The organism is Streptomyces sp. JN8 (assembly GCF_055808075.1).
In genome coordinates, this window is the sequence record NZ_CM147852.1 from 5,474,640 (window position 1) to 5,486,302 (window position 11,663).

Sequence of the window (11,663 nt, forward strand, 5' to 3'; positions counted from 1 at the left end):
GGGGAGCCCGCCGGGCTCCGGTCCTCAGAAGGAGATGAGCGGCACCGAGGCCTTGGCGGCGTGGTAGCGCTTGCTCACGTCCTGCCAGTTGACGACCTGCCACATGGCCTCGATGAAGTCCACCTTCTGGTTCTTGTACTGCAGGTAGAAGGCGTGCTCCCAGGCGTCGAAGACGAGGACCGGGACGGAGCCCTGGCCCACGTTGCCCTGGTGGTCGTAGACCTGCTCGACGATCAGGCGGCCGCTGATCGGCTCGTACGCGAGGACGCCCCAGCCGGAGCCCTGGGTGGTCGCGGACGCCTTGGTCAGCTGGGCCTTGAACTTGGCGAAGGAGCCGAAGGACTCGGTGATCGCGTCCGCGAGGTCACCGACGCCGTCGGCGGCCAGCGGCTCGCCGCCGCCCCCGTCCTTCGGGCTGTTCATGTTGTTCCAGTAGATGGAGTGGAGGATGTGGCCGGAGAGGTGGAAGGCCAGGTTCTTCTCCAGGCCGTTGATCGACCCCCACTGGTCCTTGTCGCGCGCCTCCTCCAGCTGCTCCAGCGTGTCGTTCGCGCCCTTGACGTACGCGGCGTGGTGCTTGTCGTGGTGCAGCTCGATGATCTGCGGATTGATCACCGGCTCCAGCGCCGCGTAGTCGTACGGCAGCTCCGGAAGTGTGTAGATCGCCATTGCCGAGCCCTTCGCCTGACCTCTTCTTGCAACCCTTATGCAAGTGCAGGCTAACAGCAGGTGCGTCGGAAGTTGATCAGCCCTTGGTCCTAAGCCGGTCCTACGTCCCTGGTTCGTTCGTACGGCTTCCACGCCCTGGGCCGAACGGGCCCCACCCGTACGGAGACGGCAGAGCGCCCCGCCGGGCGGAAGCTCGGCGGGGCGCTCGGGGAGGTGAGAACGGGAGGAGGGGGCGGGTCAGGCGTCCTCGGCCACCGGCCCGCGCAGCTTCTGGCGCGCGAAGCCGACGACGGCCAGCAGCAGCGTCAGGCCGCCCGTCCAGTACAGCTGCACCCGGGTGCCCTCCTCGCGGGCCATCAGGACGAAGATCGCCGCCATGCCGGCCAGTGCCACCCAGGTCAGCACCGGGAAGGCCCACATCCGCACGACCAGCTTCTCCGGCGCCTCGCGCTCGGTGCGGCGGCGCAGCACCAGCTGGGAGGCGGCGATGAAGAACCAGACGACCAGGATGATCGCGCCGATCGTGTTGAGCAGCCAGACGAAGATGTCGTCCGGACGCCAGTAGCTCAGCAGCACGCAGGCGAAGCCGAAGACGGAGGAGACGAGCACCGCCGGGCGGGGGACGCCGCCGAAGGTGCGGCCGAGCGCCCTCGGACCCTGGCCGCGGGAGACGAGCGAGCCGGCCATGCGCGAGGCGCCGTAGATGTTGGCGTTCATCGCCGACAGCAGGGCGACGAGCACGACGACGTTCATGATCTGGCCGGCCGCCGGGATGCCCAGGTGGTCCAGGGTCGCGACGTACGGGCCCTTCTCGACGACCGCCGCGTCGTCCCACGGGACGAGGGTGACGATGACCGCCATCGAGCCGATGTAGAAGAGCGCGATCCGCCACATCGCCGTCTTGACGGCCTTGGCGACGCCCTGCACCGGGTGCTCCGACTCGGCCGCCGCGATGGTGACCGTCTCCAGACCGCCGTACGCGAAGACGGAGGCGAGCAGGCCCACGATCAGGCCCTCGGAGCCGTGCGGGAAGAAGCCGCCCTCGCCGGTGAGGTGGGTGGCGCCCGGGGCGTCCGTGCCGGGCAGGACGCCGACGATCGCGAGGACGCCGATGCCGAGGAACACGACGATCGCGCCGACCTTCAGCGCGGCGAACCAGAACTCGAACTCGCCGAAGTTCTTCACGGCCGCCAGGTTGGTGCCGCAGAAGACCAGCATGAAGAGCGCGACCCAGGCCCACTCGGGGCTGCCCGGGAACCAGCCGGTCATGATCTTCGCCGCGCCGATCCCCTCCAGGCCGACGGCGACGCAGAGGAGGAACCAGAACGCCCAGCCGGCGGTGAACCCCGCCCAGGGGCCGAGGGCCCGCTCCGCGTGGACGGAGAACGAGCCGGAGGCCGGGTTCGCCGCGGACATCTCACCGAGCATCCGCATCACCAGCATCACGAGGATGCCGGAGATCGCATAGGCGATCACGATCGAGGGCCCGGCGGCGGCGATGCCGGCGCCGGAGCCGACGAAGAGTCCGGCGCCGATGACGCCGCCGAGGGCGATCATCGAGAGATGGCGCTGCTTGAGGCCGTGGCCGAGGCCCTCGGCCGTGGAGGTCGCGCCGTCCTTGCGGTCGTCCGGCGCGGGCGCGGTGGTCCGAGACATGGGCGAGCCCTGTTCACTAGCTGAGACGGGGGAGGAAGCCCACAGTCTGTGGGCCACGACCGCTCACAGGGAACGCATGTCCGCTATACGGGCACGAGCTTCACACAAGGTGAAGATCTAACCCCGCTTCGTACGCAGTTCCCTGACCCAGGCCACCAGCAGCACCGCCCCGGTCGCCGCCCCCGACCACAGCACCTGGGGCCGGGCCGCTTCGTCCGTCAGCATCAGGACCAGAACCGCGCCCATCGCGGCCAGCGCCGTCCAGGTCAGCCACGGGAAGCCCCACATCCGCAGGGTCAGCGTCTCGGGGGCCTCGCGCTCGATCCGGCGCCGCAGCCGCAGCTGCGAGACCGCGATCAGCGCCCACACGAACAGCAGCACCGCCCCGACCGCGTTGAGCATGTAGAGGAAGACGGAGTCCGGCCACTTCAGATTGAGGAGCACGGAGACGAAGCCGAAGGCCACCGAGGCGAGCACCGCCCGGCGCGGCACCCCCGAGGCGTTCCCGCCGCCGGAGACCCGCAGCAGGCCCTTCGGCGCCTCGCCGCGCTCGGCCAGCGAGAACACCATCCGCGAGGAGCCGTACAGGTTCGCGTTCAGCGCCGAGAGCAGCGCCACGAACACCACCACGTTCATGATCTGGCCCGCCGCCGGCACCCCGATCGCGTCCAGGACGGCGACGTACGGCGACTCGCCCGGTCGCATCGCCGTCCAGGGCAGCAGCGTCACGATGACCAGCATCGAGCCCACGTAGAAGAGGAGGATCCGCCAGACCGCGCTGCGCACCGCACGCGCCACGTTCCGCGCCGGATCGTCGGACTCGGCCGCCGCGATCGTGACGACCTCCAGACCGCCGAAGGCGAAGACGACGGCGAGGACGCCGGAGACCACCCCCGACCAGCCGTGCGGCAGGAAGCCGCCCTGCCCGGTCAGGTTGGCCAGGCCCACCGGATCCGTGTCCGGCAGCAGGCCGACGATCGCGAGGACGCCGAGCACCAGGAAGAGGACGATCGCACCGACCTTGAGCGCGGCGAACCAGAACTCGAACTCGCCGAAGTTCTTCACCGCCGCCAGATTGGCGAGGGTGAACACGACCATGAAGACCAGCACCCAGCCCCACTGCGGCACGTCGGGCACCCAGCCGTGGGCGATCTGCGCCGCGCCCGTCGCCTCCACGGCGAGCACGACGACGAGCAGGAACCAGTACAGCCAGCCCACCGAGAAGCCGGCCCAGCGGCCGAGCGCCCGCTCGGCGTGCACCGAGAAGGCCCCCGAGGCCGGCATGGCGGCCGACATCTCGCCCAGCATCCGCATGACCAGCATCGCGAGGGCGCCGGCGATCAGATACGAGACCACGATGCCGGGCCCGGCGACGGCGATGCCCGCGCCGGAGCCGACGAAGAGCCCGGCGCCGATCACGCCGCCGAGCCCCAGCATCGTCAGATGACGCTGCTTCAGACCGGGGGAGAGGGGCTCCGGTTCGGAGGCGAGGGAGTCGTGCATGTGGGGGCTCGTGCTCTCTGACGGTTTATGGAGACCCCACAGTCTCTCCAGTGAAGGACCCCTGGCGCAAAAGGGACCTCCATGCAGGACTTCCCAGTGACAAGCGTCACGTGGCGAGAAGGGTGACCGGCGGGGTTTGTTCGATCTCCACGAAGCAGTCGGCCGTCGCTTTGTCGGCGGCTGACGGTGATCGAGCGTTCACTCCTGGCATACCGTCAAGGCGTCCCACCCACCCTCACCCCCCGCGGAGTACCGATGAGCACCGCCACCGCCCCCGTCCGTTCCCTCCGTGCGGGAACCGTCCTCGCCGACCTGCTGCCCGCGAGCGGGAGCGTGGCCGCGAGCCGCGCCCGCGACATCGCCCTGGTCGTCGGCGGCGCCGCCCTCACCGGCCTCGCCGCCCAGCTCTCCGTCCCGGTCCCCGGCTCCCCCGTCCCGGTCTCGGGCCAGACCTTCGCCGCCCTGCTCGTCGGCACCGCGCTCGGCGCCCGCCGCGGCTTCCTCGCCCTGGCCCTGTACGCCGTGGCGGGCATGGCGGGCGTGCCGTGGTTCGCGCAGGCCACCTCGGGCTACGGCATGCCGTCCTTCGGCTACGTCCTCGGCATGCTGCTCGCCTCGACCGTCGTCGGCGCCCTGGCCCGCCGCGGCGCGGACCGCTCGGTGCTCCGCACGGCCGGTGCCATGGTCCTGGGCTCCGCGCTGATCTACGCGGTCGGCGTGCCGTACCTGGCGCTCGCCACCGGCATGAGCCTCGGCCAGGCCGTCGCCGCCGGCCTCACCCCCTTCCTCATCGGCGACGCCCTCAAGGCGGCGCTCGCCATGGGCGTCCTGCCGACCGCCTGGAAGCTGCTCGACCGCAAGGGCTGATCCGCCGCCCGTCCGGACGCCAGGAGGGCCCGCCGTTCCCCGGGGAACGGCGGGCCCTCCTCGTGCGGGTGCCCCGGCGCTAGACGCGCTCGGCCGGCTCGGCCTCGGGGGAGGGCTTCGCGAACCGCTCCTTGACCAGCGCGACCACGATCACCAGCGCCGCCACCAGCAGCGACAGGACGACCTGCTCGCGGGCGCTGCCGCCGTCGTACAGCATGTAGCCGAGGACGAAGACGATCATGCCGATCGTCGCCCAGGTCAGGTACGGGAAGAGCCACATCCTCACGACGAGCTTCTCCGGCGACTCGCGCAGGATGATGCCGCGCATCCGCAGCTGGGTCACGCAGATGACCAGCCAGACGAAGAGCGCCACCGCGCCGGACGAGTTCAGCAGGAACGCGAAGACGGTGTCCGGCCACTTGTAGTTGAAGAAGACCGCGACGAAGCCGAAGACGACGGAGCCGAGGATCGCGGCCACCGGCACGCCCCGCTTGTTGACCTTGGCGAAGGCCTTGGGCGCGTCACCGCGGCGGCCGAGCGAGAAGGCCATGCGGGAGGCGGTGTAGAGGCCCGAGTTCAGGCAGGAGAGCACGGCCGTGAGGACGATCACGTTCATGATCTGACCGGCGTGCGCGATGCCGATGGAGTCCAGGGCCGCGACGTACGAGCCCTTCTCCGTGATCGACTTGTCGTTCCACGGCAGCAGGGTCAGGACGACGAAGATCGAACCCAGGTAGAAGACGCCGATGCGCCAGATGACGCTGTTGGTGGCCTTGGTGACGGCCTTCTGCGGGTCCTCGGACTCGCCGGCGGCCAGGGTGACGATCTCGCTGCCCATGAAGGAGAAGACGACCATCAGCACACCGGTGAGGATCGCCCCCGCACCCATCGGGAAGAAGCCCCCGCTGTCGGTGAGGTGCGCGAACCCGGCGCCCGCGTTGTCCGAGCCGGGCAACACGCCGAAGACGGCGAGCAGGCCGATGACGACGAACGCGCCGATCGCGACGACCTTGATGCCGGCGAACCAGAACTCGAACTCGCCGTAGGAGGCGACCGAGCCCAGGTTGGTGGCGGTGAGCACCACCATCACGATGAGGGCCCAGGCCCACTGCGGCACGGCGGGCACCCAGCCCTCCAGGATCACCGCGCCCGCGGTCGCCTCGACCGCGAGCACGACGACCCAGAAGAACCAGTACAGCCAGCCGATGCTGAAGCCGGCCCAGCGGCCGAGCGCCTGGTCGGCGTAGGCGGAGAAGGAGCCGGAGGACGGCCGCGCGGCGGCCATCTCGCCCAGCATCCGCATCACGAAGACGACCATCGCGCCGACGAGGGCGTAGGAGAGCAGGATCGCCGGGCCGGCCGCGGCGATGCCGGAGCCGGAGCCGACGAAGAGCCCGGCGCCGATGACGCCGCCGATGGCGATCATCGAGAGGTGGCGGTTCTTGAGACCGGCCTTGAGGCCGTCGGCGGAGTGCGGTGCCCCGGGGGTACCGGTCTCCTCGCCGTCCTTGGTCAGGGTCGGTTGCGTGTTCATGAACGCTTCCTTGCGTGTGGGGGTCGCTCGGATCGCGAGCCCGAGCATTGAACACCGGGAACGGGGGTGATCGGAAGACCTCATTCCGGAACGTTGCGTGGACCACTTCGCGAGAGTCGAAGGTCCGTACCAGACCGGACGAAGGTCCCGACCCCCGCTGCCTGCTACCCGGTCCCCGACGTGCCACACTCGGTCCCATGCGCGTCTACATCGGTTCCGACCACGCCGGCTTTGAACTCAAGAACCACCTCGTCGAGTGGCTCACGGCTCACGGCCACGAGCCCGTCGACTGCGGTCCCCACATCTACGACGCCCTCGACGACTACCCGCCGTTCTGCCTGCGCGCCGCCGAGAAGACGGCCGCGGACCCGGACAGCCTGGGCATCGTCATCGGCGGTTCGGGCAACGGCGAGCAGATCGCCGCGAACAAGGTGAAGGGGGTGCGCGCCGCCCTCGCCTGGAGCGAGCAGACCGCCGCCCTCGGCCGCGAGCACAACAACGCCAACGTGATCTCCGTCGGCGGCCGGATGCACACGCAGGAGGAGGCAACGAAGTTCGTCGAGATCTTCCTCAGCACCCCCTACTCCGGTGACGAGCGCCACACCCGCCGGATCGACATGCTCACCGCCTACGAGACCACCGGCGAGCTCCCCCCGATCCCGGCCCACCACCCGCAGGAGCCGACCGCCTGATGCCCGAGGGGCACACGATCCACCGACTGGCCGCCGACCACCGGGAACGGTTCGGCGGCCGGTCCGCGCGCGTCACCAGCCCGCAGGGCAGGTTCACCGACTCCGCGGCCCTGCTCGACGGAGCCGTCCTCGACACCACCGAGGCCCACGGCAAGCACCTCTTCCTCGGCTTCGGCGGCGCCGGCTGGATCCACGTCCACCTGGGCCTCTTCGGCAAGGTCGCCTTCGGCGACGCCCCGGCCCCGCCGCCCGCCGACACCGTCCGGCTGCGCCTCGCCAACCCCGAGTCGTACGTCGACCTCCGCGGCCCCACCACCTGCGCGCTCATCACGGACGCCGAGAAGCAGGCGATACACGACCGCCTCGGCCCCGACCCGCTCCGCGACGGCGACGACCCCGACCGGGCCTGGCGCCGCGTCTCGGCGTCCCGCACCACCATCGCCGCGCTGCTCATGGACCAGAAGGTCATCGCCGGAGTCGGCAACGTCTACCGCGCCGAGGTCCTCTTCCGCCACGGCATCGACCCCTACCGCGCCGGCCGCGACCTGACGCGCCGGGAATGGGACGCGATCTGGGCGGACCTCGTCGCGCTCATGCGCGAGGGCGTCCGCCTGAACCGCATCGACACCGTCCGCCCCGAGCACACCCCCGAGGCGATGGGCCGACCGCCCCGCGTCGACGACCACGGCGGCGAGGTCTACGTCTACCGGCGCGCCCACCAGCCGTGCCACCTCTGCGCCGCGGAGATCCGCACCGCGGACCTGGCGGCCCGGAACCTCTTCTGGTGCCCGGACTGCCAGTCCCGCTGACGCGCGGCCTCCCGGAGCCCCCTCCTCAGAACCCGTGCGGCAGCCAGGGCGCGACCGTCGACCCGAACGCCGTCGACGCCTCGGCCAGCGCCCCCTCGCGCAGCTCCCGCACCCGCCCGGCCCCCGCCAGCGACGCCAGCGAGACCCCGCCCAGATAGGCCGCGCCCAACTCCCGTACGGTCAGGGCCAGATCCGCCGGATCCGCGGTCCGGGAACAGGTGGCACCCTTCTGGTCGCCGACCAGCCGCCAACGCCCCTCGTTCCACGGGCAGAACGCGTCCTCGACCTCGAACACCACGTCCACCGGCGCCTGGTACGTCCGCGCCTCCAGCGCCGCCCCGACCTCCACGAGCCGCAGGTGCAGCGCGTCCCGCAGCCGCGGCGCACACCGCCGCACGTCGCTCACCAGGTGCTGCCAGCCGTCGTCCACCGGCCTGCTGAGGATCCGCACCTCCGAGGTCAGGTCCACCGAGCAGAGGAACCGCCACAGCGCCGCCTCCGCCGCCGGATCGAGACCGAACAGCCGGTGCACGATCACCGACCCCGCCGACCCCGTGAACGACCAGTCGGGCTTGATCGCGTAATGGGCGTACCCCACGACCTCCCCGTCCCGCTCGGCCAGGACGCAGAGCCGCGGCGACGCGCCCTCCCGGTCGGCCGGCGGGTCGATCAGCGCGAGCCGCTCCCAGCCGGGCATCGAGGCGAGCATCCCCGGCCGCCCGGGCACGAGACGCGCGTACACGGCCTCGCACGCCGCCGCCGACTCGGCGGGATCCGCCTGCCGCAGCCGCACCTCGTCCGTACCCTCCGGCACCGCGAGCCGCACCCGCGTGGTGTCGATCGTCGCCCGCGCCGTGTACACGGCCAGGCCGTAGCCGAAACGCCCGTAGATCTCCGGCTCCGAGGCCGTGAGCACCGCGATCGACTCCCCGCCCGCCCGCAGGTCGTCCAACTGCCGCCGCATCATCGACGTCAGGATCCCGCGCCGCCGGTGCGTGCCCGCCACGCTCACCATCGTCACGCCCGCCACCGGCACCGACGCCCCGCCCGGCACCGTCAGCCGGAACGTGAACGCCCCCGCCGTACCGACGCACAGATCCCCGTCCCACACCCCGAGCGACCGGTCGAACTCGGTCAGGTCGCGCCACAGCCGCTGCTCCTCCGGAGCCTCGGCCACACCCCCGAAGGCGAGTTCGAGGACTCCGTACCAGCGGTCCCACTCGGTCGGGTCGAGAACCCGCAGTTCAGTAGTCATATGACATCGATATCAGCGGCGTCCGCCCGGGGCGACCCGATTTCGCGCACATTGTCACAGGGGTACCCCTGCACGATCCCGGGCGGGATGGATAGGGTCCAGGCCAATGGGACAGCGCGCCGGAGTGAAGACGTACGCGGCCCGGATGCGCCGACGCGTACGCCGGGCCCGCATCGCGCTGCGCAGATCCGGCGTCGACTACTTCCGCGGGGACGGCTCCGACTGGCTCGCCTTCGCCGGACTCCTGCTGATGATCCCGGCCATCGCCTTCGGAACCGTCCTCAACCCCGTCTGGTGCGCACCCGCCGCCCTCGTCCTGCCGATCGTGGCCGGCGGACTCCTGCTGCGCCCCGCCAGCCTGCTCGGCCTGTACGCGGCCGCCGCCGGCGCCCTCATCGTCGAGTCCGTCGTCCTCGGCCCCTACACCCAGGGCCCCGCGCGCGTGACCCCCGGCACCGTCCTGGTCGTCGCCGCCTGCGGACTCTTCGGACTGCTCATCGCCCAGTTCCGCGCCCGGGTCGGCGTGCCCTGGAGACGCGGCGGCACCATGCTCTTCGACCTCCGCGAACGCATCCGCGTCCAGAGCGCGCTGCCGAGGCTCCCGCAGGGCTGGCACCGCGAGATGGCCCTCCGCCCGGCCGGCGGCCAGTCCTTCTCGGGCGACTTCGTCGTCGCCGCCCGCACCCACGGCGGCCGCACCCTGGAGGTCGTCCTCACCGACGTGTCCGGCAAGGGCATGGACGCGGCCTCCCGCTCCCTGCTGCTCTCCGGCGCCTTCGGCGGACTCCTCGGCTCGCTCCCGCCGCACGGCTTCCTGCCCGCGGCCAACGGCTACCTCCTCCGCCAGAACTGGGACGAGGGCTTCGCCACCTCCGTCCACCTCGTCCTGGACCTGGAGTCCGGCGACTACGAGCTCTTCTCCGCCGGCCACCTCCCCGCCCTCCAGCTCCACGCCGGCAGCGGACGCTGGGAGGAGAAGGCCGCCGAAGGACCGCTCCTCGGCGTCTACGACGGCGCCGAGTTCCACCCGGACAAGGGCAACCTGCGCCCCGGCGACGTCCTCATGCTCTTCACCGACGGCCTGGTCGAGGCCGCCGACCGGGACATCGCCGAGGGCATCGACCGCCTCACCGGCGAGGCCGACCGCTGCGTCGTCGAGGGCTTCGACGGCGTCGCCTGGGACCTCATCGAGGCCGTCGCCAAGGACGTCAACGACGACCGGGCGCTGCTCCTCATCTCCCGACGCGCCTGACCGGCCGCCCCGCGGCGACGTGATCTTGTCCACGACGATTCGTCACCAGGCAGCGGGGGCAGGGAGGTTGGTGGCACGATGGTGGCAGCGGGGGGTGTTCCGGGACACGGGCTCCCTGGTGGGCAAGGCGGGACCGACCGAGGGTGTGATCAGTTGTGGCCATTTCACTGTCTGTGGTGTTGCTGTTGGCAATCATCCTGGTGGTGCTGATCCGCGGGGGGAACCTCAAGGGCGGCCCGGCCGTGGTCGCGGTCCTCTTCGGCTTCTTCCTCGCCTCGACCGGCATGGCGGACGACATCCAGCGCTTCCTGGACTCGATAACGCAGACGGTCGCCTCGATCAAGTTCTGACGCGGAGCCCGGCCCCCACGACGGTGCCGGGCCGGCCCCCGGCCGGATCCTGAGCGGGACCCGCCCCGGGCCGCGCCGGACCCCGGCGGGGACCCGCCTCAGCCCGTCGCGCTCTTCGCCGCCGTCCGCTTCGTCCTCCGGCCGCCACCGGAGGCCGCCGTCCCGGCCGTGGCCCGCTTCGTCGTGCCCGAAGCGGCGGCCCCGGCCGACCGCGCGGCCGTCTTCTTCGCGCTCCTGGCCGCGGTCTTCCCCGTGCCCTCGGCCTTGCTCTCCACCGACTCCGACGCGCTCCTCGCCGGCCGCTCGGCCGCCTTCCGCCGGGCCCGGCCCGTCGGCCACGTGAACTCGATCTCCAGCTCGATCTCCCCGTCCGACACCTCGAACTCCAGCTCGCAGCGGAGTTCCTCGGGGATGCGGAGGCTCAGGGTGCCCGCCCCCATCTCCAGCTCGGCCTCCCCGCCGCGGCGCAGGGCGTCGGCGAGTGCCGTCAGCTGGTCCGCCGCCTCGGCGCGGGACAGCGAGCGCTTCTGCTCGAACTTCAGGTCCTTCATGGACGGCCTCCGGTGCGGAGAGGGCGGGTCGCTCTCCGCCCAGTCTGCGGCCGCCCGCCCGCCCCGGCATCTCGCGCGCCCCGGGCCGGACCCGTGGAACGCCGCGGGGCCGGTCAGGAGAAGAATCCTGACCGGCCCCGGGGCACCTGGAGCGGGTGACGGGAATCGAACCCGCGTAGCTAGTTTGGAAGACTAGTGCTCTACCATTGAGCTACACCCGCACAGCATCGCGCCGCAGGTCACGGGGACCGCGGCACGAAGAGCATGGTAGCGGTTCGGGAGCCCTTCGCGCACACCCCGAAATCAGGGGGCGCCGCACAGTCTCCGTCCATGTACCCTACGTGTCGCACCGACGGGGTGTGGCGCAGCTTGGTAGCGCGTCCGCTTTGGGAGCGGAAGGCCGTGGGTTCAAATCCCGCCACCCCGACCATGACGATCACGCGCACAGCCCGCGCTCTTGATCACGTTGTGGGCGTCATCCCGCTTGCGGTTACTATGCAAGCTGCGTGCCTGTGTGTCTTTCTG

Annotated in this window: 11 protein-coding genes and 2 tRNA genes; 6 read left to right on the plus strand and 7 right to left on the minus strand. The window is 71.3% G+C overall.

The genetic code is table 11. The annotated features are described in order from the left end of the window. Window positions 1–24: 24 nt before the first annotated feature. From ACY0MR_RS24105 to ACY0MR_RS24115, 3 genes are all read right to left on the minus strand, one after another. Entirely contained in the window at window positions 25–669 is a 645-nt protein-coding gene (locus ACY0MR_RS24105; RefSeq protein ID WP_073913969.1) for a superoxide dismutase, read from the minus strand. A gap of 237 nt (window positions 670–906) precedes the next feature. After that, window positions 907–2,325, minus strand: coding sequence for an amino acid permease (locus ACY0MR_RS24110; RefSeq protein ID WP_404082490.1), 1,419 nt, complete (start codon window positions 2,323–2,325; stop codon window positions 907–909). Between the two features lie 117 nt (window positions 2,326–2,442). Next, window positions 2,443–3,828 carry an amino acid permease gene (locus ACY0MR_RS24115; RefSeq protein ID WP_388798768.1) on the minus strand — a complete coding sequence of 462 codons (1,386 nt, stop codon included), beginning with the start codon at window positions 3,826–3,828 and terminating at the stop codon, window positions 2,443–2,445. Between the two features lie 255 nt (window positions 3,829–4,083). On the opposite strand from ACY0MR_RS24115, the gene ACY0MR_RS24120 reads away from it, so the two are divergent. After that, a complete protein-coding gene (locus tag ACY0MR_RS24120) occupies window positions 4,084–4,695 on the plus strand; it encodes a biotin transporter BioY (RefSeq protein WP_388798771.1) in 612 nt (203 codons plus the stop codon). A 79-nt stretch (window positions 4,696–4,774) separates the two neighbouring features. On the opposite strand, the gene ACY0MR_RS24125 is transcribed toward ACY0MR_RS24120, so the two are convergent. After that, on the minus strand, window positions 4,775–6,229 hold the full coding sequence (locus ACY0MR_RS24125) for an amino acid permease (RefSeq protein ID WP_361851341.1): 1,455 nt from the start codon (window positions 6,227–6,229) through the stop codon (window positions 4,775–4,777). Window positions 6,230–6,426: 197 nt separating this feature from the next. Between ACY0MR_RS24125 and ACY0MR_RS24130 the strand changes: the two genes are divergently transcribed. Both ACY0MR_RS24130 and ACY0MR_RS24135 read left to right on the plus strand, forming a co-directional pair. After that, complete coding sequence (locus ACY0MR_RS24130; protein WP_361851343.1) at window positions 6,427–6,921, plus strand: ribose-5-phosphate isomerase; 495 nt, start codon at window positions 6,427–6,429, stop codon at window positions 6,919–6,921. Beyond that, window positions 6,921–7,730, plus strand: a complete 810-nt coding sequence (locus ACY0MR_RS24135; protein WP_473555301.1) for an Fpg/Nei family DNA glycosylase — start codon at window positions 6,921–6,923, stop codon at window positions 7,728–7,730. The genes ACY0MR_RS24130 and ACY0MR_RS24135 overlap by 1 nt, the downstream gene beginning before the upstream one ends. Window positions 7,731–7,755: 25 nt before the next feature. Here the strand turns inward: ACY0MR_RS24135 and ACY0MR_RS24140 are convergent, their stop codons facing one another. After that, window positions 7,756–8,985 (minus strand): GNAT family N-acetyltransferase, encoded by a 1,230-nt coding sequence (locus ACY0MR_RS24140; RefSeq protein ID WP_361851347.1) that lies wholly within the window; start codon window positions 8,983–8,985, stop codon window positions 7,756–7,758. Window positions 8,986–9,091: 106 nt separating this feature from the next. Here ACY0MR_RS24140 and ACY0MR_RS24145 point away from each other — a divergent pair, with 106 nt between their 5' ends. Together ACY0MR_RS24145 and ACY0MR_RS24150 are read left to right on the plus strand one after the other, a co-directional pair. After that, window positions 9,092–10,237 carry a PP2C family protein-serine/threonine phosphatase gene (locus ACY0MR_RS24145; protein WP_361851349.1) on the plus strand — a complete coding sequence of 382 codons (1,146 nt, stop codon included), beginning with the start codon at window positions 9,092–9,094 and terminating at the stop codon, window positions 10,235–10,237. A gap of 155 nt (window positions 10,238–10,392) precedes the next feature. Further along, the gene (locus ACY0MR_RS24150; RefSeq protein ID WP_015033610.1) at window positions 10,393–10,587 is read left to right on the plus strand and encodes a hypothetical protein; all 195 of its coding nucleotides are present in this window, start codon (window positions 10,393–10,395) and stop codon (window positions 10,585–10,587) included. Window positions 10,588–10,685: 98 nt separating this feature from the next. Here ACY0MR_RS24150 and ACY0MR_RS24155 read toward each other — a convergent pair whose 3' ends face one another. Both ACY0MR_RS24155 and ACY0MR_RS24160 read right to left on the minus strand, forming a co-directional pair. Further along, window positions 10,686–11,138: an amphi-Trp domain-containing protein gene (locus ACY0MR_RS24155; RefSeq protein WP_404082481.1), complete on the minus strand. Its 453-nt coding sequence runs from the start codon at window positions 11,136–11,138 to the stop codon at window positions 10,686–10,688. A gap of 147 nt (window positions 11,139–11,285) precedes the next feature. Then, window positions 11,286–11,359, minus strand: a tRNA-Gly gene (locus ACY0MR_RS24160). Window positions 11,360–11,491: 132 nt separating this feature from the next. Here ACY0MR_RS24160 and ACY0MR_RS24165 point away from each other — a divergent pair. Continuing rightward, window positions 11,492–11,568: transfer RNA gene (locus ACY0MR_RS24165), tRNA-Pro, on the plus strand. Window positions 11,569–11,663: the final 95 nt, after the last annotated feature.

What these genes read in the sequence shown, in the direction of transcription:
- ACY0MR_RS24140 (WP_361851347.1), bottom strand. Translation starts at nt 8,985, where the DNA reads ATGACTACTGAACTGCGGGTTCTCGACCCGACCGAGTGGGACCGCTGG.
- ACY0MR_RS24125 (WP_361851341.1), bottom strand. Translation starts at nt 6,229, where the DNA reads ATGAACACGCAACCGACCCTGACCAAGGACGGCGAGGAGACCGGTACC.
- ACY0MR_RS24110 (WP_404082490.1), bottom strand. Translation starts at nt 2,325, where the DNA reads ATGTCTCGGACCACCGCGCCCGCGCCGGACGACCGCAAGGACGGCGCG.
- ACY0MR_RS24115 (WP_388798768.1), bottom strand. Translation starts at nt 3,828, where the DNA reads ATGCACGACTCCCTCGCCTCCGAACCGGAGCCCCTCTCCCCCGGTCTG.
- ACY0MR_RS24145 (WP_361851349.1), top strand. Translation starts at nt 9,092, where the DNA reads ATGGGACAGCGCGCCGGAGTGAAGACGTACGCGGCCCGGATGCGCCGA.
- ACY0MR_RS24120 (WP_388798771.1), top strand. Translation starts at nt 4,084, where the DNA reads ATGAGCACCGCCACCGCCCCCGTCCGTTCCCTCCGTGCGGGAACCGTC.
- ACY0MR_RS24105 (WP_073913969.1), bottom strand. Translation starts at nt 669, where the DNA reads ATGGCGATCTACACACTTCCGGAGCTGCCGTACGACTACGCGGCGCTG.
- ACY0MR_RS24135 (WP_473555301.1), top strand. Translation starts at nt 6,921, where the DNA reads ATGCCCGAGGGGCACACGATCCACCGACTGGCCGCCGACCACCGGGAA.
- ACY0MR_RS24130 (WP_361851343.1), top strand. Translation starts at nt 6,427, where the DNA reads ATGCGCGTCTACATCGGTTCCGACCACGCCGGCTTTGAACTCAAGAAC.
- ACY0MR_RS24155 (WP_404082481.1), bottom strand. Translation starts at nt 11,138, where the DNA reads ATGAAGGACCTGAAGTTCGAGCAGAAGCGCTCGCTGTCCCGCGCCGAG.